Annotated in this window: 17 protein-coding genes; 6 read left to right on the top strand and 11 right to left on the bottom strand. The window is 65.9% G+C overall.

Annotated features, from left to right (window positions below; genetic code table 11):
- Nucleotides 1-1,263, top strand: coding sequence for a mechanosensitive ion channel family protein (locus LRA87_RS02130; RefSeq protein ID WP_443024831.1), 1,263 nt, complete (start codon nt 1-3; stop codon nt 1,261-1,263).
- 106 nt (nt 1,264-1,369) lie between these two features.
- On the opposite strand, the gene LRA87_RS02125 is transcribed toward LRA87_RS02130, so the two are convergent.
- The 7 genes from LRA87_RS02125 to LRA87_RS02095 all read right to left on the bottom strand — a co-directional run bounded on the left by LRA87_RS02125 (nt 1,370) and on the right by LRA87_RS02095 (nt 8,774).
- Nucleotides 1,370-1,780: a DUF3035 domain-containing protein gene (locus tag LRA87_RS02125; RefSeq protein WP_230628752.1), complete on the bottom strand. Its 411-nt coding sequence runs from the start codon at nt 1,778-1,780 to the stop codon at nt 1,370-1,372.
- A complete protein-coding gene (gene lspA / locus LRA87_RS02120; protein ID WP_230628751.1) occupies nt 1,773-2,282 on the bottom strand; it encodes a signal peptidase II in 510 nt (169 codons plus the stop codon). Before lspA ends, LRA87_RS02125 begins: the two co-directional genes overlap by 8 nt.
- The gene (gene ileS / locus LRA87_RS02115) at nt 2,275-5,073 is read right to left on the bottom strand and encodes an isoleucine--tRNA ligase (protein WP_230628750.1); all 2,799 of its coding nucleotides are present in this window, start codon (nt 5,071-5,073) and stop codon (nt 2,275-2,277) included. Before ileS ends, lspA begins: the two co-directional genes overlap by 8 nt.
- 57 nt (nt 5,074-5,130) lie before the next feature.
- The gene (locus tag LRA87_RS02110) at nt 5,131-6,057 is read right to left on the bottom strand and encodes a bifunctional riboflavin kinase/FAD synthetase (RefSeq protein WP_230628749.1); all 927 of its coding nucleotides are present in this window, start codon (nt 6,055-6,057) and stop codon (nt 5,131-5,133) included.
- A gap of 10 nt (nt 6,058-6,067) precedes the next feature.
- Nucleotides 6,068-7,285, bottom strand: coding sequence for a dipeptidase (locus tag LRA87_RS02105; protein WP_230628748.1), 1,218 nt, complete (start codon nt 7,283-7,285; stop codon nt 6,068-6,070).
- Nucleotides 7,286-7,518: 233 nt separating this feature from the next.
- Nucleotides 7,519-7,983 carry a dihydrofolate reductase gene (locus LRA87_RS02100; protein ID WP_230628747.1) on the bottom strand — a complete coding sequence of 155 codons (465 nt, stop codon included), beginning with the start codon at nt 7,981-7,983 and terminating at the stop codon, nt 7,519-7,521.
- Nucleotides 7,980-8,774 carry a thymidylate synthase gene (locus tag LRA87_RS02095; protein ID WP_230628746.1) on the bottom strand — a complete coding sequence of 265 codons (795 nt, stop codon included), beginning with the start codon at nt 8,772-8,774 and terminating at the stop codon, nt 7,980-7,982. The genes LRA87_RS02100 and LRA87_RS02095 overlap by 4 nt, the downstream gene beginning before the upstream one ends.
- A gap of 97 nt (nt 8,775-8,871) precedes the next feature.
- Between LRA87_RS02095 and LRA87_RS02090 the strand changes: the two genes are divergently transcribed.
- Nucleotides 8,872-9,261 carry a JAB domain-containing protein gene (locus LRA87_RS02090; RefSeq protein WP_230628745.1) on the top strand — a complete coding sequence of 130 codons (390 nt, stop codon included), beginning with the start codon at nt 8,872-8,874 and terminating at the stop codon, nt 9,259-9,261.
- Between the two features lie 27 nt (nt 9,262-9,288).
- On the opposite strand, the gene LRA87_RS02085 is transcribed toward LRA87_RS02090, so the two are convergent.
- The 3 genes from LRA87_RS02085 to LRA87_RS02075 are packed head-to-tail and all read right to left on the bottom strand — an operon-like array spanning nt 9,289 to nt 13,732.
- The gene (locus LRA87_RS02085) at nt 9,289-10,017 is read right to left on the bottom strand and encodes a class I SAM-dependent methyltransferase (RefSeq protein ID WP_230628744.1); all 729 of its coding nucleotides are present in this window, start codon (nt 10,015-10,017) and stop codon (nt 9,289-9,291) included.
- Complete coding sequence (gene prfB / locus LRA87_RS02080) at nt 10,014-11,141, bottom strand: peptide chain release factor 2 (RefSeq protein WP_230628743.1); 1,128 nt, start codon at nt 11,139-11,141, stop codon at nt 10,014-10,016. The genes LRA87_RS02085 and prfB overlap by 4 nt, the downstream gene beginning before the upstream one ends.
- A gap of 56 nt (nt 11,142-11,197) precedes the next feature.
- The gene (locus LRA87_RS02075) at nt 11,198-13,732 is read right to left on the bottom strand and encodes a penicillin-binding protein 1A (RefSeq protein ID WP_230628742.1); all 2,535 of its coding nucleotides are present in this window, start codon (nt 13,730-13,732) and stop codon (nt 11,198-11,200) included.
- 171 nt (nt 13,733-13,903) lie between these two features.
- Here LRA87_RS02075 and LRA87_RS02070 point away from each other — a divergent pair, with 171 nt between their 5' ends.
- The 4 genes from LRA87_RS02070 to LRA87_RS02055 all read left to right on the top strand — a co-directional run bounded on the left by LRA87_RS02070 (nt 13,904) and on the right by LRA87_RS02055 (nt 17,878).
- Nucleotides 13,904-15,256, top strand: coding sequence for a M48 family metalloprotease (locus LRA87_RS02070; protein ID WP_230628741.1), 1,353 nt, complete (start codon nt 13,904-13,906; stop codon nt 15,254-15,256).
- Nucleotides 15,253-15,966, top strand: a complete 714-nt coding sequence (locus tag LRA87_RS02065) for a DsbA family protein (protein ID WP_230628740.1) — start codon at nt 15,253-15,255, stop codon at nt 15,964-15,966. The genes LRA87_RS02070 and LRA87_RS02065 overlap by 4 nt, the downstream gene beginning before the upstream one ends.
- A gap of 224 nt (nt 15,967-16,190) precedes the next feature.
- Nucleotides 16,191-17,120, top strand: coding sequence for an ABC transporter ATP-binding protein (locus LRA87_RS02060; RefSeq protein WP_230628739.1), 930 nt, complete (start codon nt 16,191-16,193; stop codon nt 17,118-17,120).
- Entirely contained in the window at nt 17,117-17,878 is a 762-nt protein-coding gene (locus LRA87_RS02055) for an ABC transporter permease (protein WP_230628738.1), read from the top strand. Before LRA87_RS02060 ends, LRA87_RS02055 begins: the two co-directional genes overlap by 4 nt.
- Here LRA87_RS02055 and LRA87_RS02050 read toward each other — a convergent pair.
- Nucleotides 17,850-18,584, bottom strand: coding sequence for a CPBP family intramembrane glutamic endopeptidase (locus tag LRA87_RS02050; protein ID WP_230628737.1), 735 nt, complete (start codon nt 18,582-18,584; stop codon nt 17,850-17,852). The genes LRA87_RS02055 and LRA87_RS02050 overlap by 29 nt on opposite strands.
- Nucleotides 18,585-18,709: the final 125 nt, after the last annotated feature.

Here is an 18,709-nt window from a genome sequence, read left to right as displayed (position 1 = left end):
CTGCGCGGCTGGTGGCGGGAAACCGGCCTGCCGCTGCCGACGCAGGCCGATGCGATCGAGACTGCCGCAGCCGGTGGGCTGGTGCTTCTCTGCCTCGTGCTCGGCGTATTGGCCGGACGTACGATCGGCCAGCGGCTCGCCACCGCGTGGAAGGCGCACGTCGCCAATCATGCCGAGGGGCTCGGCCCCCGCATGTGCCTGATCGTCCGTCACGGCAGCTGCGCGCTGGCGCTGGCGATCGTCGCCAACGCATATAGCTGGCACGCCTATGCCGGGGTGCCGATCGGGCTGGCGCTCGGCTCGGCGACGGCGCTGTTTATGCACCAGCTGCTCCGCGGCGTCGGCATCCCGCGCTGGGCGTCGTGGCTGGTCGCCGGGATCCTGTTCGTCGGCCTGTTCAGCCGCGCGGTCGGCGGATTGCAGCCGATCAGCGACACGCTCGACCTCGTCGGGTTCAACGTCGGCGCACGCCGCTTCTCGCTGTTGTCGCTGGTGACGATCCTGATCGTGTCGATCTCGCTGATCGCGATCGTGCGGCTCGCCAACCGCATCATCGGTCACGCCATCGGTCGTTCAAACGGACTTGACGCGACGCAGAAGCTGCTGGGCCAGAAGATCGCGGCGATCGCCGTCGTCATCGCCGCTTTCTTCATCGGTATCGACCTGCTCGGCATCGACCTCACCGCCTTCGCCGTCTTTTCGGGCGCATTCGGGCTCGCGGTCGGTTTCGGCCTGCAAAAGACGATCGGCAATCTGATCGCCGGCATCATCCTGCTGATGGACCGGTCGATCAAGCCGGGCGACGTGATCGTCGTCGGCGACAGCTTCGGCTGGGTCAACAAGATCGGCGTGCGCGCCGTGTCCGTCGTTACGCGCGACGGCAAGGAGCATTTGATTCCAAACGAGAATCTGATGACGCAGGAGGTGGAGAACTGGTCCTACACCAACCGCAACGTTCGCGTCCGCATCCCCGTCGGGGTGGCGTATGAAAGCGACCTCAGGCTGGCACAGGAACTGATGCTGAAGGCGGCGACCGATTCACCCCGCGTGCTCAACAGCCCCAAGCCTAACGTCTGGCTGACGTCCTATGGCGATTATGCCGTCGAGCACGAGATCCTCGCGTGGATCAGTGATCCGGAAAGCGGCGTCGGCAACGTCAAATCCGACGTGCTCAACCGCTTGTGGTGGATGTTCAAGGACAACGGCATCGTCGTGCCCGTGCCGCGGCAGGAAATCTATATCCGCAGCCGCCGCGAAGACTGAGCGGCTTCCGCGACCGCGCCCCGTCAGTATGATCACAGCGAGCGACCCGGGGCTCCACGCGGAACGCCGGATTGCTTCGCTGCGCTCGCCATGACGATCGCCCGGACTATTGCGCCGAAGCCTTCGCGTCCTGACCATCGCCCTCCGGCGCGGCGACGATGTCCCGGGTCGTCGCGCCCTTGTCGACGACGTTGGTCGACGGATCGCCGACCGACGATCGGATACCTGCGTCCGCGCTTTCCCCGCCCGCCTGGGTCACGACGCCGTTCTCCGCCGCGGAGCGCTGCGTATTGCCGCCGAACAGCGCATTTAGCGTCTGGGCCTGCGTCGCGTTGTCCTGTGGGCGGGCGGCGCCGGGCTGTGGCGGGACCAGCGAATAATCGGGCGGGATTACCAGCGGGGCCTGCCGCGCGACGGCGAATTCGTCCGGACGAGCGCGATCGTAGCCGCTCTTGGCGCAACCGGAGAGGAGGACGACGCAGGCGAGGCCGGCGAGAATCGGAACTGACTTACGCATGGGGATTCTCCGAGGAAACATCGCGCTTGTCGCGCATCAGGAGCGCGCGGACAAGCAGCACCAGCACACCGAGGGTGATCGCCGCATCGGCGACGTTGAAGACGAGGAACGGCCGCCAGTCGCCGAAATGCAGGTCGGCGAAATCGACGACATAGCCAAAGCGCACGCGATCGACGATGTTGCCGAGCGCACCGCCCAGGATTGCGCCCAGCGCTATACGGTCGGCGCGGTTCGGCTCGCGCGTCATCCACACCGCGACCGCGACCGCGATGGCGCCGGTCATCGCCACCAGCGCCCAGCGCATGGTGTTGGTGTCGGCGTGGAGCAGTCCCAGCGAAATACCGTGGTTGGCGACGAAGCGCAGGTTGAAGAACGGCGTGATGACGCGTTCGGCCGTCAACTCGTTGAGCTGCAAGCCATCAGTCACCGCGATCTTCGACGCCTGATCCGCAAGGAACAATACGGCCGCGGTCACGAAGCCCGCGATCGGAGCATTACGCATGACCGACCACGTCCTCGCAGCGCGCGCACAATTCGCCGTCCGCGCTCACTTCGGGCAGATGCCGCCAGCAGCGTCCGCACTTCAGGTAATCGGTGCGGGTGACGCCGACATCTTCGGCCTGCGACACACGCGCGACGATGAACGTCTCCGCCAGCGCATCCGCCGACAGCGGCATATCCGGCACCGTCACCTCGGCTTCGAGGCTGGAGCGTACCGTCTTCTCGCGGCGCAGCGGCTCGATCGCCTCTGTCACTGTGGTGCGCAGGCGGCGAACGTCGGCCCAGTCGGTGCTCAGCGGTTGATCGCCCGGCAATGCCGGCAGTTCGGGCCATTCGAGGAAATGCACCGAGCCGTCCTCGCTCGGGAAACGCGCCTGCCAGACCTCTTCGGCGGTGAAGCACAGGATCGGTGCGGCATACCGGACCAGAGCATGGAACAGCGTGTCGAGCACCGTCCGGTACGCGCGCCGCTTCGGATCGGTCGCGCCGTCGCAATACAGCGAATCCTTGCGGATATCGAAGAAGAACGCCGACAGATCCTCATTCGCGAAATCGGTCAGGCGGCGCAGATAGCGGTTGAGTTCGAAACCGTCCGCCGCTTCGCGCAGGTCCATGTCCAACTGACCAAGCAGCGTCAGGACGTAGCGTTCCAGCTCCGGCATCGCCTCGACCGCGACGCGTTCGCTCTCGTCGAACCCGTCGAGCGCGCCGAGCATGTAACGGAACGTGTTGCGCAGCTTGCGATAGGCGTCGGACGCGGTCGACAGCACTTCCTTGCCGATCCGCACGTCGTCGAAATAATCCGTCGAGGCGACCCACATGCGCAGGATGTCCGCGCCGCTTTCGCCAATGATCTTGAGCGGATCGACGACGTTGCCGAGGCTCTTCGACATCTTGCGCCCCTGCCCGTCGAGCGCGAAGCCGTGGGTCAGCACCGCGTCATAGGGCGCGCGGCCGCGGGTGCCGCAGCTTTCGAGCAGCGACGACTGGAACCAGCCGCGATGCTGGTCGCTGCCCTCCAGATACAGGTTGGCGCGAACGTCTGCGCCATAGCGCGCCTCGACGGTGAAGACATGCGTACAGCCGCTGTCGAACCAGACGTCGAGAATGTCCTTTTGCGGCTCATAATTGGCGAGGTCGTATTCCGCCCCGAGCAGCAACTGATGGTCCGCGGTGAACCACGCATCCGCACCGTTTTCGCGAAAGGCGGCGATGATCCGGGCGTTGACCGCGGGATCATTGAGATACTCGCCCGTTTCGCGATGCACGTAGAGCGCGATCGGCACGCCCCAGGCGCGCTGGCGGCTGATGACCCAGTCAGGCCGTCCTTCCACCATCGATCGGATGCGGTTCTGCGAGCGCGCGGGCACCCAGCGGGTGTGCTCGATCGCGTCGAGCGCGGTTTCGCGCAGCGTCGCGCCGTTGCTCGCCCCCTCTCCGCCGTTCAGGATGGCGCGATCCATCGGGATGAACCATTGCGGGGTCGCGCGGAAGATCACCTTCGCCTTCGACCGCCACGAATGCGGATAGCTGTGCGCAAAATCATCCGATGCCGACAGCAGGCCACCTGCCTCGCGCAGATCGGTACAGATCGGTCCATCGGCACTGACGAACTTCTTGTTGATGACGCTGCCCTGCCCGCCGAGCCAGCCCCAGTCGGCACGGTACATGCCCGCGCCGTCGACCGCGAACACCGGCTCCAGCCCATGCGCCTTGCACAGCAGGAAATCGTCCTCGCCATGATCCGGCGCCATATGGACGAGGCCCGTACCCGCATCGCGCGTCACGAACTCGCCCGGCAGGAACGGCCGCGGCTTCGCGAAGAACCCGCCGAGCGCATGCATCGGATGCAGCGCGGTCGCGCCCTCCAGCGCAGCACCCTTCACCAGCGCGAGGAATTCCTCCATCTGGATGCCGGTGCGCTTCATGAACGCACCCATCAGATTTTCCTCGACGAGGAACCGCCGCCCGCCGCAACCGAACAGCACGTAATCGAGCGCCGGATTGTACGCGAGCGCCTGATTGACCGGGATCGTCCACGGCGTCGTCGTCCAGATCACCGCAGTCGCGCCGACCAGCACGTCGGCCTCGGGCGCAGATGCGATCTCGAACCCGACGTCGATCTGGGTCGAGACGATGTCTTCATATTCGACCTCCGCCTCGGCCAGCGCGGTCTTTTCGACCGGCGACCACATGACGGGCTTGGCGCCGCGATACAGCTGGCCGCTCTCGGCGAACTTGAGCAATTCGCCGACGATCGTCGCCTCGGCGTCGTAGTTCATCGTCAGATACGGGTCGGCCCAGTCGCCCATCACGCCAAGCCGCTGGAACTGGTCGCGCTGCACGCCGACCCAACGATCGGCATAGGCACGGCATTCGGCGCGGAACTGCGCGACCGGCACCTCGTCCTTGTTCTGCTTCTTGGCGCGATACGCCTCCTCGACCTTCCATTCGATCGGCAGGCCGTGGCAGTCCCAGCCCGGAACATAGGGCGCGTCCTTGCCCATCAGCGACTGGCTGCGGACGATGATGTCCTTCAGCACCTTGTTCATCGCATGGCCCATGTGGATGTCGCCATTGGCGTAGGGCGGGCCGTCGTGCAGGATGAACTTCTCGCGACCGCTGCGCTGTTCGCGCAAGCGGTCGTAGACGCCGATCTTCGCCCAGCGCTCCAGGATCACCGGTTCCTTCGCGGCGAGCCCCGCCTTCATCGGAAAATCGGTCTTCGGCAGGAAGACGGTGTCGCGCCAATCTTTGGCGGCGACCGGGGGTGTAGCAGGGGCGTCGGTCATAAGTGCGGGGGTCTTACCGTGTGAGTCGAGCAGCACAAAGCGCATAAACGACTTTGGTTAAGCATCCAGCAGCGCCCTCGCACGGGCGCAATCCCGCTCCATCTGCGAGGTCAGGGCATCGAACCCGTCGAACTTCGCTTCGGGACGCAGATATTCGATCAACGCCACCTCGATCGTCTGGCCGTACAGATCGTCGGCGAAGTCGAAGAAATACGGCTCCAGCAATTCCTTGGGCGGATCGAACGTCGGGCGGATGCCCAGGTTCGCAGCGCCCTTCAGCACCCGTCCATCGGACAATCGCCCGGTCACCGCATAGATGCCGTAGGCGGGCCGCAAATATTTTCCCAAGTCGACGTTGGCGGTCGGATAGCCGATCGTCCGCCCCAGCTTGTCGCCGTGCTGCACCACGCCTTCGATCGTGAAGGGTCGCGTCAGCAGTCGCGCCGCCGCGCGCGGGTCACCGCCGCGCAACGCATCGCGGATGCGCGTCGACGACACCGGTTCGCCATCCAGCGTCACGGCACCCACCGTTTCCGCGACGAAACCATGCACCCCGCCGCGTGTCGCCAGCAAGCCCACGTCGCCACTCTTGCCCTTGCCGAAGGTGAAGTCCTCCCCCGTCACGACACCCGCAACCTGCAGATTGGCGTGCAACCGGTCGGCGATGAACTGCTCTGCCGACACCCGTGCCAGATCACCGTCGAAGTGGAACACCACCATCGCATCGACCCCGGCGCCGGCGAACAACCGCTGGCGCTGATCGAGCGTCGTCAGCCGGAACGGCGCGGTGTCGGGCCGGAAATGCCGCACCGGATGCGGATCGAACGTCGCGACCAGCGCCGGTCGCCCCTCGGCCCGCGCGCGCGCCACTGCTCGCCCGACCACCGCCTGGTGCCCGAGGTGAAAGCCATCGAAATTGCCGAGCGCGACGATCCCGCCAGCCAGATGCGGCGGCACCGTCGAGCCGCCGTCCAGCCGCTCCATCGTCGGCGCCTTACGGCTGGCGCGCGCCCGGGGCAACAGCGGGCGCCATCCCCGCACGCAGTACCCGAAGGACGTTGCCGCCCATCACTTTGGCCACCTCGTCCGCGGTGAAGCCGCGATCGAGCAGCGCCTGCGTGATCCCGACGAGCTGGCCGGTATCGAACCCGGTCGTCACTGCCCCGTCGAAATCCGATCCCAGTCCGACGTGATCCACCCCCACCAGATCGCGGACGTGCGCAATCGCCCGCGCCACGGCCGCCGGGGTGTTCGAACATACCGCCGCTTCCCAATAGCCGATGCCCACCACGCCGCCGGTCGCTGCGATCCCACGGATTTCATCGTCGGTCAGGTTGCGGTTGGCCTTGCAGGTGGCCTGCATCCCGCCGTGGCTCGAAACCACCGGTCTACGCGCGACGCGCAGGATATCGGCGACCGCAGCATGACTGGCATGCGCGACGTCGACGATCATGCCCTTCGCCTCCATGCGCGCGATCACCTGACGGCCCAGCGGCGTCAGCCCGCGCTTGGCGATACCGTGCATCGACCCCGCGACCTCGTTGTCGAAGAAGTGCGCCATCCCCGCCATCCGGAATCCTGCCGCATGCAATCGGTCGAGGTTGCGGATATTGCCTTCGAGATCCTGCAAACCCTCGATCGACAGCATCGCGCCGACCGGTGGCCCGGTCAGGCAATGCTCGCCGAAACAGTGCGTCCAGTCGCGCCGCGCCTGCATCAGCCGGCCGAGATCGGCGGGACTGCGCACCAGCCGCAGCCGCCCGTCCGATCCGGCGACCGATCGCCGCAGTTTGGCAGCATGCCACAGCGAGCGTTGCAACAGCGACGTCCATGTGCGTGGCGGTTGCATCTGCGCCACCGTCAGCAGCGTGATATTGTCGGTGTCGGCACCGTTCGCGTCGTAATTCTGGTGCTTCGGGGTCTTGGTGACCGACGAGAATATCTGGAGCGCGACATTCCCCTCTTCCAGCCGCGGCAGGTCGACCTGCCCCCGCGTGCCCCGGTCGAGCAGGTCGCGGTTCCAGAGCAGCGTGTCCGCATGCATGTCGGCTATGGCAAGCGTCCGGTGCAGCGCCCGCGCCTGCGGCGTGATCCGGATCGGTACGGGCGCGACGACGTTCATCGACCGCTCGACGACGCCGGGCGCAATCCCGAAGAAGGCCACCGGCGCCATCAGGACGAGCACGCCGCCAGCGATCAGCCACTTCCGCATCCACGCCCTCCACCTGCGGAGTCGCACGCTCCGTGGGAGGAGTATGCGGGAGCGGGAACAACGAAGATAGGTCGTGCACACGTCCTCCCTGACCAGGGGGGACCGTTCGGCGTCAGCAGGTGGTGGAGGCGGAGGCGGAGGCGGGCGGCGGATTATTGCGCAGGACGCCGCTTACCTCCCCTTCGTCACCGCTTCGCGGCGCCACCTCCCCCCTTACGCGGGAGGAACGATGGTCAGCGCAGCAGCGTCACGAAGCTATACGCCGGACGCCCCCCCTCGGCGGCGACATCCTCTCGCGACACCTCGCGCCAGCCATCGAACGCCGGCATGCTCACGTCGCCTTCCGCCTCCAGGTGCACTTCGGTCAGTTCCACCCGGTCCGCGCGATCGAGGAACAACGCAAATACCTCCGCGCCGCCGATCACCGCCACATCGTCCCCGGCCATCGCCAGGGCATCCTCCACCGAATGCACCACCTCCGCTCCCACGGCGGCCCACGCACGATCGCGTGTCAGCACGATATGCCGGCGGTCCGGTAATGGCGCCGGGAAGCTCTCGAACGTCTTGCGACCCATTACCATCGACCGGCCCATCGTCTGCGCCTTGAACCGCTTCAAATCCGCGGGCAACCGCCACGGCAAGCCGCCGTCCCGTCCGATCACGCCATTATCGGCCCGTGCGAGGTGAAAGCTGATCACACCGCCACCGGCGCCTTGATGTGCGCTTGCGCCTCATAGCCGTGCAGCACGAAATCCTCATATTCGTACGCATCGATCGCCGGCGGCGTCCGCACGATCTCCAGCCGCGGCAGCGGCCCGGGATCGCGCGTCAATTGCAGTCGCGCCTGATCCAGATGATTCGAATACAGATGGCAGTCGCCACCGGTCCAGATGAAGTCGCCGACCTCCAGCCCGCATTGCTGCGCCAGAATGTGTGTCAGCAATGCATAGCTCGCGACGTTGAACGGCACACCGAGGAAGATGTCCGCCGAACGTTGGTAGAGCTGCAACGACAGGCGGCCGTTCGCGACATGTGTCTGGAACAGGCAATGGCACGGGGCCAGCGCCATCGCGTGCAGTTCACCGGGGTTCCACGCCGACACGATCTGGCGACGCGAGGCGGGCTGCGTCCTGATCTGCTCGATCAGGTCCCGGATCTGGTCGATGTGGCGCCCGTCCGCCGTCTCCCAGTCGCGCCATTGTTTGCCATAGACCGGCCCCAGATCGCCGTCCGCATCCGCCCATTCGTTCCAGATGCTGACCTTGCGATCCTGCAACCAGCGGACGTTGGTGTCGCCGCGCAGGAACCACAGCAATTCGATGATGATCGATCGCAGGTGCAGCTTTTTGGTGGTGAGGACCGGAAAACCCCGCCGCAGGTCGAAGCGCATCTGCGCCCCGAACACGGACAGCGTGCCGGTGCCGGTCCGGTCCATCTGCTCGGCACCGCTGGTCAGCACGCGGTCCATAAGGTCGAGATATTGGCGCATGCCGCGGACCTAACGCGGATGTCGTGAGTCGCCAAGCATGCCGCCGAAACGGATTCGCCCGGCCGTACATGCGGGGACACAGGTGGCAAGGGGAAGCATGACGGCTGCCCCCGCCACGCCGTGCATCGTCGACGCCGCAAGTGTCGTCGCGCTTTGCGGAGCCGTCGCCGACAGCGCAATCGAACGGGCGGTCGTCCTGTATCTCGATCCGGAATGGATGTTGTTGGGCCGTTCCGATTTCAGCGGCACGATGGCGGCCATCGCTCCGCCTTTCCGCATTATCCTGAGCGAGGCTCTACGTCTCGACGCCGCGGCGCTGGTGCTGGCCCATAACCATCCCGGCGGCGTGGCGACGCCGAGTGCCGCCGACCTTGGCTACACCCGCGACCTCATCCGGATCGCCGCGGCGGTCGATATCGCGGTGGTAGACCATCTGATCCTGACGGCTGACCGGGCCGTCAGTCTGCGTGAGGGGGGATGGATGTGACCACGCCGTCGCCGACGACTGGTCGGGTCAGCGCAACACGCATCCCTTGATCGCTTCCGGCTTCGGCCGGGGCCCGACCGCACGGAAGGTCGCCATATAGCCGCCGGCGGACGGCATCTCGCTGGTGGCTACCTGACGATAGCCCACCGCCGCGAACTCGCATCGCAGCAGCGCCGGCGGCGTACCGTGGTTCTGGGTCTGGCGATTGGCGTCGACGACTACCACCAGCCCGTCCGGCTTCAACGATGGCCGCAGCCGCCACAGGAATTCATATGGCTGCTCGATCTCGTGATACATATGCACCATCAGCACCCGGTCGAAACTCGCGACCGGCAGCCTGGGATCGGCCGGTGCGCCGAGGCGGACCGACACATTCTCGAGATCCTCGCGCGCCACACGCTCCGCCAGCGTGTCGCGGACGCTGGCGACGATGTCCTCCGCAAGCACCCGGCCTTCCGCGCCAACGCGCTGCGCCAGCCTGATCGTATAATAGCCTTCGCCCGCACCGATATCGGCGACGGTCATGCCCTTGGCGATACCCGCCTTGTCCATCACCTCGCCGGCCTCGTTCAGCCGATCGCGCGCCTCTTCGTTCGACCAGCGCGACGAGACGATGTGCGCGACCGGGCGATCGGCGGCGGGAAACTTTTCGGCCTTTTCCGCGCGCTTGATCAGCGGCTTGGACCCGTCGCATCCCGTCAGGACAAGCGACAGCCCGCCCAGCGCGGTCACGGCCAGAGTCCGGCGCAGGATCAATCGACGTCCTCCACCTCGACCTTCTCGCCGGTCACGCGCTGCGACAGGGCCGCCGCCATGAACGGGTCGAGATCACCGTCGAGCACGTCGCTCGGCGCGGTCGAGGTCGTGCCGGTGCGCAGGTCCTTCACCAGCTGGTACGGCTGGAGCACATAGCTGCGGATCTGATGCCCCCAGCCGATATCGGTCTTGGTCGCATTCTCGGCATTTGCCGCCTGCTCGCGGATCTGCAACTCGCGCTCGTACAGACGCGCGCGGAGCTGGTTGTACGCTTCCGCCTTGTTCTTGTGCTGCGAACGCTGGTTCTGGCACTGCACGACGATACCCGTCGGGATGTGCGTGATGCGCACCGCCGAATCGGTCGTGTTGATGTGCTGCCCGCCGGCGCCGGAAGCTCGGTAGGTATCGATGCGCAGGTCGCTCTCGTTATACTCGACCTGAATGTCGTCATCGATGACCGGATAGACCCACACGCTCGAAAAGCTCGTGTGCCGCCGCGCCGCGCTGTCATACGGGCTGATCCGCACCAGCCGGTGCACGCCGCTCTCGGTCTTGGCATAGCCATAGGCGTTCTCGCCCTTGATCAGCAGCGTCGCCGACTTGATTCCGGCCTGTTCGCCGGCGTGATAGTCGATCAGTTCCACCTTCATGCCGCGGCGTTCGGCCCAACGCGTGTACATCCGCTGGAGCATGCCCGCCCAGTCCTGGCTCTCGGTGCCGCCGGCGCCCGAGTTGATCTCGACATAGGTATCGTTGGCATCCGCCTCGCCCGCCAGCAGCGCCTGGATCTTGTCGTGGTCGGCCCGCTTGGCAAGCGCGGCGAGCGCTTCGACGCCCTCCAGCTCCATGGCCGTGTCGCCCTCGGCCTCGGCCATCTCGATCAGCTCGACCGTGTCGTCCATCTCGGACTGGATCGCCCGCGTCGCGGTCACGGCCTCGTCGAGCCGGCGACGTTCGCGCATCACCTCCTGCGCGGCCTTGGGATCGTTCCACAACGCCTGATCCTCGACGCGGGCGTTCAGCTCGTCGAGACGGCGCAGCGCACGATCCCAGTCGAGGAACCGACGCAGCAGCGCCAGTGCCTCCTTGATGCTGTCGACGTGGGATTGCGCTTCGGCGCGCATGGAAACTCTCCGGAAAAATCAGGTTGGACGGGGAAGCGCCTATATAGGACGCGGCGCTAGTAGATTCCGCCTTCCCTTTGCAAGAAATCGCTGTCGCGCGGCGCCTCGGCCCGCTTCGGCGCCGCCGTCGCGACCGCGGCCGGCGCGGGGCCGCCACGGCGGATTGCCCGACGCGGTTCGCTCTGCGGCTTGAACGCTTCCCAGATCACACCCGCCTTCGGATCGGTATCGGTCGGAAAGGTGCCATACACCGGGCGCCCGCTGCCGCGATCGATGCGGACCATGCGGATGCCGGCGGGCGCACGGAACGGCAGCTTCTCCAGCCCCTCATATGCCTTGATCGCGAACTGCTTGAAGATCGGTGCCGCGAAGGTCCCGCCCTGTGCATAACCGCCGAGGTTGGTCGGCGTATCGTAGCCGACGTACAGCCCGCCGACGAACTGCGGCGTACCGCCGACGAACCATACGTCGGTCGGCCCCGTTGTCGTACCTGTCTTGCCGAACATAGGCCGGTCAAGATCGCGCAGCACGACCGCGGTACCGCGCTGGATCACGCCTTCCGTGATATGCACCATCTGATAGGCGGTCATCGCATCGATCACCTGTCGCGTGCGATCGGCCGGTCGCGGCATCTGTTTGCCGTTCCATTCCTTCGCGTTGCAGCCGTCGCAGGCGCGCCAGTTCTCCGGCAGGATCACCTTGCCGTGCCGGTCCTGTACGAAATCGATCAGCGTCGGACTGTGCGCCCGTCCGTTGTTGGCGAGGGTCGCATAGGCATTGACCATGCGCGTCACCGTGGTGACGCCCGCGCCGAGCGCGTTGGCGAGGTACGGTTGATAATCGCCCACCCCCATCCGCTTCATCGTATTCACGACCTTGGGCATCCCGGTGGTCGCCGCCGCGCGCACGGTCATCAGGTTGCGCGACTGTTCGATGCCCCAGCGCATCGTGTGCGGCCCCGCGGCGCGCATGTTGCCGAAGTTGCGGAAGCACTTCTGGCCCAGCCGCGCGCCCTGATAGACGCAGAACGGCCCGTCGACGATGATCGACGCCGGCGTCATGCCATTCTCCAGCGCGGAGGAATAGACGATCGGCTTGATCGTCGATCCCGGCTGGCGCAGCGCCTGCGTCGCGCGGTTGAACGCCTGCAACCGGCTGTCGAACCCACCCTGCATCGCCAGCACGCGGCCCGTTGCCGGCTCCTCGACGACGAAGCCGCCGGACACCTTCGGCACCGATCGCAGCGCGAATTCGTCGCCCTCCCCTGATTCCTGGCTTGGCGCGACCGCGATGATGTCGCCCGGCTCGATCGCGGCGAAGCTGGTGCCGCCCTTGCCACGCACCGGCATCTGCGCCGCCCAGCGCGGCAGCGAGCCGGTCTTGCCGTCGGCGAAACCAATGCTCCACGCATTGCCGTCGCGCGCGATCGCGATCGCAGCCCGCCAATTGCCGTAGTCGAGCCCGATGTTGGTATTGAGCAATGGCTGCAACCACGACCCGTCCTCACGCAGTTCGACATGGCGCAATGGCCCGGACCAGCCGCGCCCTCGGTCGTAGCGCAACAGACCGTCGCGCAGCGCCTCCGCCGCCAGATTCTGCAACCGCGTGTCGAGCGACGTCCGCACCCACAGACCGCCGGCGTAGACGCTGTACGGCCCGTCCCGGTCGGTCTCGCCGAACTTGTCGATCAACTGCCGCCGGACCTCTTCGACGAAATAGCCGCCGACACGCTCATACTTGGGCGTCCGGCGCAGGATTGTGCCGAGCGGCTCGCCCATCGCCTGCGTATATTGCGCGCGACTGATGAACGCGTTGCGCAGCATCTCCCCCAGCACGTAATTGCGCCGCGTCATCGCACGATCGGCGTTGCGCACGGGATCGTAGTTGGAGGGACCTTTGGGCAGGATCGCCAGATAGGCGAGCTGCGCCAGCGTCAGCTCGTCGAGTTCCTTGTCGAAATATGCATGACTCGCCGCCTCGACACCGAACGCGTTTCGTCCCAGCGCAATCTGGTTGAGATACAGCTCCAGGATCTGCGGCTTGGTCAACGCATCCTCGATCTTATAGGCGAGGATAGCCTCCTTAAGCTTACGCGTCGGCGAATATTCATTGCCGATCAACAGGTTCTTCGCGACCTGCTGGGTGATCGTCGATCCGCCCTTGGCGCGCCGGCCGCTGCCGAACTTCTGCACGTAATCGATCACCGCACCGGCAAGGCCCGGGTAATCGACCCCGTGATGCTCGAAGAACGTCTTGTCTTCCGCCGCGAGGAAAGCGCGAACCAGCATCGGTGGATATTCGGCGAAGCTCAGCTCTACCCGCCGCTCGCGCGCATAGGACTGGATCGGCGTGCCATCGATGCCGCGCACGTTGGTCGGCAGCGGCGGTTCATAGGTGCGCAGCTGATCGACCGACGGCAGCCCGCGCAGGATCGTCACCCACAAAACGCCATAAGCGATCAGGCCGATCCCGGCGAGGATCGCAAGCCCCTTGACCCACCAGCGTGCCCACAGGCGGCGCGTCAGTCCGCGCACGCCGCCCTTGTCGCGGAACACGGTGAATCGGGTGATGCGGGGAGTTTCGGACGCCATGATACTGGAAATGGCGTGTAGCAGGTTCGCGGATGGTTGCCAGCCTTGCCCGCTCACCCGCCGTTCACCGCGGCGAACTACATCCCGTCGCATGCACGCCCGTTTACCCGTGACCTTACCCGCCCCGGTGCCTATGCTTCACCTCGTGCCCACCCTCAGCGGTCCTGCCCTATGAAGCGCTTCGCCCTAGCCGCCGCGACGGCCACGCTGTTGTTTGCTCAGCCGACCTACGCCCAGTCGATCTTGCGCGATGCCGAGACGGAGGCGATGTTCGCCGATATGTCGGTGCCGCTGGTAAAAGCCGCCGGCCTCAGTCCACGCGACGTCAAGGTCGTCCTCATCAACGATGAATCGATCAACGCCTTCGTTGCCGGCGGCCAGACCGTCTACGTCCACTCGGGCCTGTTGCAGGCAGCGGCCAACGCCAATCAGGTGCAGGGCGTGATCGCGCACGAACTCGGCCATATCGCCGACGGCCACGTCGTGCTGGCGGATGCGGGCATCAAGCCGGCGATGAACATTACCCTGCTGTCGATGGTCCTCGGCCTCGCCGCGATCGCAGCGGGCGCGGGAGAGGCGGGCGCCGGGATCATGGCACTCGGCCAGTCCGCCGGCATGGGCAAATATCTGTCGTTCAGCCGCACGCAGGAATCCGCCGCCGACGCCGCCGGCGCGCGCTATCTCACCACCGCCGGCATTACCGGCAAGGGCATGCTGAGTTTCTTCAAGACGCTCCAGCAGCAGGAATATCGCTACGGCGTCGAGAATATCGACCCGTTCATGCAGACGCACCCGCTGTCCGGCGACCGCATCGCGCATCTGACCGCCGACCTGCAAGCCTCGCCGGCGTGGAACAAGCCGTCCGACCCGGCGCTGGAGGAACGCTTCCGCCGGGTGAAGGCCAAGCTGGAGGGCTATGTGATGACGCCCGACCGGACGCTCCGGGATTTCCCCGAAACCGACACCAGCATCTACGGCCATTATGCCCGCGCCTATGCCTTTCACAAGGCAGGCTACCCGGACAAGGCGGACGTGGAATCGCTGGCGCTCATCAAGGCCGATCCGAACGACCCGTATTTTCAGGAGGTTCGCGGCCAGATCCTGCTCGAAGCCGGCCGCCCGGTCGAGGCGATCGCGCCGTTGCGCGCCGCGACCGAGGGCACCCGCAACAACGCGTTGATCGCCACCACCTTCGGCCACGCGCTGATCGCGACCGAGAACAAGGCGAACTATCCCGAAGCGATCAAGGTGCTGCGCGTCGCCACCGGTCGCGACGATGAAAACCCCTTCGCCTGGTATCAGCTCGGCACCGCCTATGAACTGACTGGCGACACCGCCCGCGCCGCGCTCGCCACCGCCGAGCGCGCCAGCATGAACGGCGATCACCGCACCGCCGCGCAGAGCGCGCGCTATGCGCTCGCCAACATTCCCGCCAACACGTCCGACTGGATTCGCGCGCAGGACATCGCGATGACCGCGCAGAACGACATGGACGACAACCCGAAGAAGTACAAAAAACGGTGAAACGCTATACTTTACCGCTGATCGCCGGCCTTGGCGCGGTGATCGGCGCGGGCGCCGTCTTCAGCTATGATCGCTTCGCCGCACCCGGTGGCGCCGATCAGGCCCGCATCGAACGCGTCGTCCACGATTACGTCCTCGCCCACCCGGAGATTATCCCGCAGGCGATGCAGAAATTGCAGGAGCAGCAATCGGAACAGGCGGTCGCCGCCAACCGCGACGCGATCACCACGCCGTTCGGCAGCGCCTGGGCCGGCAACCCCAAGGGCGACGTCACGCTGGTCGAATATTTCGACTATAACTGCGGCTATTGCCGTGCGTCGCTGCCGCTGATCGCCGACCTCATCAAGCGCGATCCCAAGCTGCGCGTCGTCTATCGCGACCTGCCGATCCTGTCCGACGAGAGCCGCATCGCCGCCCGCGCCAGCTTGGCGGCGGCACAGCAGGGCAAGTTCCTCGGCTTCCACGACGCGCTCTATGCGGGAGGCCCGGTCAGCGACGCCTCGATCAAGACCGCCGCGGCAAAGGCGGGCGTATCGCTCGCCGCGATCGACGTCGCCGCGGTAGACGCCGAAATCGCCAAGAACATGCAGACTGCGGCGAAGCTGGGCATGAACGGCACGCCGAGCTGGGTCGTCGGCGACCGTATCCTGTCAGGCGCGCTGCCGATCGAGGAAATCGAAAAAGCCATCGCCGCCGCGCGCGCGAGCTGATCGATGTCCTATTCCTCCCCCGACAGGGGGAGGTGGCGCCGCGAAGCGGTGACGGAGGGGGAGGCAAGCGACGAACCTATTGCAGAGGGCGTCGCCTACCTCCCCCTCCACTATTCGGCTAACGCCGAACGGTCCCCCTCCCCCTCGCGGGGGAGGAATGAGATTTACGGCCACTAGCACTCCCCCATCCCGCCCCCTATCTCCGCGGCCACAGGGGGACTTCCATGCCAGAACCGATCCTCGCCATCGCCGGCGTGTCCAAGACGTATAAGGGCGGCTTCACCGCGCTCCACCACGTCGATCTGACGATCAACAAGGGCGAGATCTTCGCGCTGCTCGGTCCCAACGGTGCGGGCAAGACGACGCTCATCAGCATCGTCTGCGGCATCGTCACCCCCTCGACCGGGACCATCCACGTCGCCGGGCACGACGCGATCGCCGACTATAAGGCCGCGCGCAGCCGCATCGGGCTGGTGCCGCAGGAACTGTCGGTCGACATGTTCGAAACCGTGCTCGCCACCGTTACCTTCTCGCGCCGGCTGTTCGGCCGATCGGGGCATAGCGGCTATATCGAACAGGTGCTGCGCGACCTGTCGCTGTGGGACAAGCGCGATGCCAAGATCATGGAGCTGTCCGGCGGGATGAAGCGCCGCGTGCTGATCGCCAAGGCACTGGCGCACGAACCCGAAATCCTGTTCCTCGACGAACCCACCGCCGGCGTCGACGTCGCCTTGCGCCGCGACATGTGGAAGCTGGTGCACGGCCTTCGCGAACGCGGTACCACCATCATCCTGACGACGCATTATATCGAGGAAGCCGAAGAGATGGCCGACCGCGTCGGCGTCATCAACCAGGGCCGCCTGTTGCTGGTCGAGGACAAGGCCGCGTTGATGAAGAAACTCGGCAAGCGCGAACTCGACCTTGCGCTGGTCGATCCGCTCGACGCGGTGCCGCCGGGCCTCGAACGCTGGCAGCTCAGCCTCGTCAACGACGGCCGGACGCTGCGCTACGTCTTCGACGCGACCGAGGAGCATACCGGCATCCCGTCGCTGCTGCGCGAACTGGCCGACCGCCACATCGGCTTCAAGGACCTCGAAACCTCCAAATCGAGCCTTGAGGATATCTTCGTCGATCTGGTGGAGACACGCGCATGAACCTGCACGGCATCTGGGCGATTTATCGCTTCGAAATGGCGCGGTCGCTGCGCACCCTGTGGCAGAGCCTCGTCGGGCCGGTGTTGACGACCAGCCTGTATTTCATCGTCTTCGGCGGCGCGATCGGCAGCCGGATGCAGACGGTGGACGGTATCGCTTATGGCAGCTTCATCGTTCCCGGCCTCATCATGCTGTCGCTGCTGACCCAGAGCGTCGGCAATGCCTCGATCGGCATCTACTTTCCCAAATTCACCGGCACGATCTTCGAACTGCTCTCCGCGCCGATCTCGTCGATGGAGATGGTACTCGGCTATGTCGGCGCGGCGGCGACCAAATCGGTGGTGCTGGGTTTTATCATCCTTGCGACCTCGTCGTTCTTCGTGCCGATCACGGTCCTGCATCCCGGCGCGATGATCGCGTTTCTGCTGCTGACCGCGGTGGCGTTCAGCCTGTTCGGCTTCATTCTCGGCATCTGGGCGAAGAGCTTCGAGCAATTGAACTTTGTGCCGATGCTGCTCATCACCCCGCTGACCTTTCTGGGCGGCAGTTTCTATTCGATCGACATGTTGCCCCCGGCGTGGCGGACGGTCAGCCTGTTCAACCCGGTCGTCTACCTCGTCAGCGGGTTCCGCTGGAGCTTCTTCGGCAAGGGCGACGTCGATATCGCGGTCAGCCTGGGGGTGACGCTCGGATTCTTGGTGGCGTGCCTCGCGGTGATCGCGTGGATCTTCAAGAGCGGCTGGCGACTGAAGAACTGAACCGCCGCCGCCAGCGTGCGGACAGCGCCGGTCTCAGCACCAGCGCGTTGAGGTCGACCAGCGCATGCACCACGATCGGCAACCATAAGGCCCCGCTGCCCATGTAGAGCGCCATGAGCAGCCCGCCGCCGATCGTGTTGGCGGCGACACCAGCCCAGCCCTGATAGCGGTGCATCGCCGCGAAGCAGAGCGTGCCGACGATCACCCCCGCGGTTCCCGATCCGCTGGCCATGGCGACGATCAGCGGCAGCCACAGCCGATAGAACAACTCCTCCGCCACCCCCGCCGACACCGCCAGCACCGCGGCCGGCCACAGATCGGCGTCGCTCGCCGGCATGATCGATCGCACGTCGCCCGCGGTCCATGGCGCTCGCCCACGACGCGCCCGCCACCATGTCAGTACCAGCCCGAGCAGGCTGCCCGCACCCAGTCCGACCAGCACGAGCGCGATACCGATCGACCCGGGCGGCACCCCCACATACCAGGCCAACGGCAGGAATTCCGGCGGGAGGTGCGCAAGGCCGGCGAGCCGCACCGTCGCGAGCAGGCCGAGCAGCGCCGGGAGGCCATAGCCGAGCCACAAAGCCGACGCTCCGCGCAGATGACGCGACGCCAGACGCAGGCGGAGGGGCGCGAACATGCCGCCACGCCGCAGCAACGCAGCCTGATACGCCAGGGTCAGCGTGAGGAGGATGAAGACCAGCATCGCTCACCCATAGCGGGACGGTCAGGAAACCGGGAATTCGCCGCCCGAAGGCAGGCACTCGCCCGCTCCATGCAATCCGTCACCCCGGACGTGCCCGGGGTCCACCGTGCCGCAACGGAAAGGCT

It is taken from the genome of Sphingomonas sp. Leaf37 (assembly GCF_920939475.1).
GTDB lineage: Bacteria > Pseudomonadota > Alphaproteobacteria > Sphingomonadales > Sphingomonadaceae > Sphingomonas.
The sequence above is the reverse complement of the archived record's forward strand: the minus strand, read 5'-3'. Positions and strand labels throughout refer to the sequence as shown.

Bases quoted from the DNA above. Each gene is read 5' to 3' on its own strand.
- LRA87_RS02125 (WP_230628752.1), bottom strand. From the start codon at position 1,780: ATGCGTAAGTCAGTTCCGATTCTCGCCGGCCTCGCCTGCGTCGTCCTC.
- lspA (WP_230628751.1), bottom strand. From the start codon at position 2,282: ATGCGTAATGCTCCGATCGCGGGCTTCGTGACCGCGGCCGTATTGTTC.
- ileS (WP_230628750.1), bottom strand. From the start codon at position 5,073: ATGACCGACGCCCCTGCTACACCCCCGGTCGCCGCCAAAGATTGGCGC.
- LRA87_RS02090 (WP_230628745.1), top strand. From the start codon at position 8,872: ATGACGGCTGCCCCCGCCACGCCGTGCATCGTCGACGCCGCAAGTGTC.
- LRA87_RS02050 (WP_230628737.1), bottom strand. From the start codon at position 18,584: ATGCTGGTCTTCATCCTCCTCACGCTGACCCTGGCGTATCAGGCTGCG.
- LRA87_RS02070 (WP_230628741.1), top strand. From the start codon at position 13,904: ATGAAGCGCTTCGCCCTAGCCGCCGCGACGGCCACGCTGTTGTTTGCT.
- LRA87_RS02095 (WP_230628746.1), bottom strand. From the start codon at position 8,774: ATGCGCCAATATCTCGACCTTATGGACCGCGTGCTGACCAGCGGTGCC.
- LRA87_RS02110 (WP_230628749.1), bottom strand. From the start codon at position 6,057: ATGGAGCGGCTGGACGGCGGCTCGACGGTGCCGCCGCATCTGGCTGGC.
- LRA87_RS02105 (WP_230628748.1), bottom strand. From the start codon at position 7,285: ATGCGGAAGTGGCTGATCGCTGGCGGCGTGCTCGTCCTGATGGCGCCG.
- LRA87_RS02055 (WP_230628738.1), top strand. From the start codon at position 17,117: ATGAACCTGCACGGCATCTGGGCGATTTATCGCTTCGAAATGGCGCGG.
- prfB (WP_230628743.1), bottom strand. From the start codon at position 11,141: ATGCGCGCCGAAGCGCAATCCCACGTCGACAGCATCAAGGAGGCACTG.
- LRA87_RS02075 (WP_230628742.1), bottom strand. From the start codon at position 13,732: ATGGCGTCCGAAACTCCCCGCATCACCCGATTCACCGTGTTCCGCGAC.
- LRA87_RS02060 (WP_230628739.1), top strand. From the start codon at position 16,191: ATGCCAGAACCGATCCTCGCCATCGCCGGCGTGTCCAAGACGTATAAG.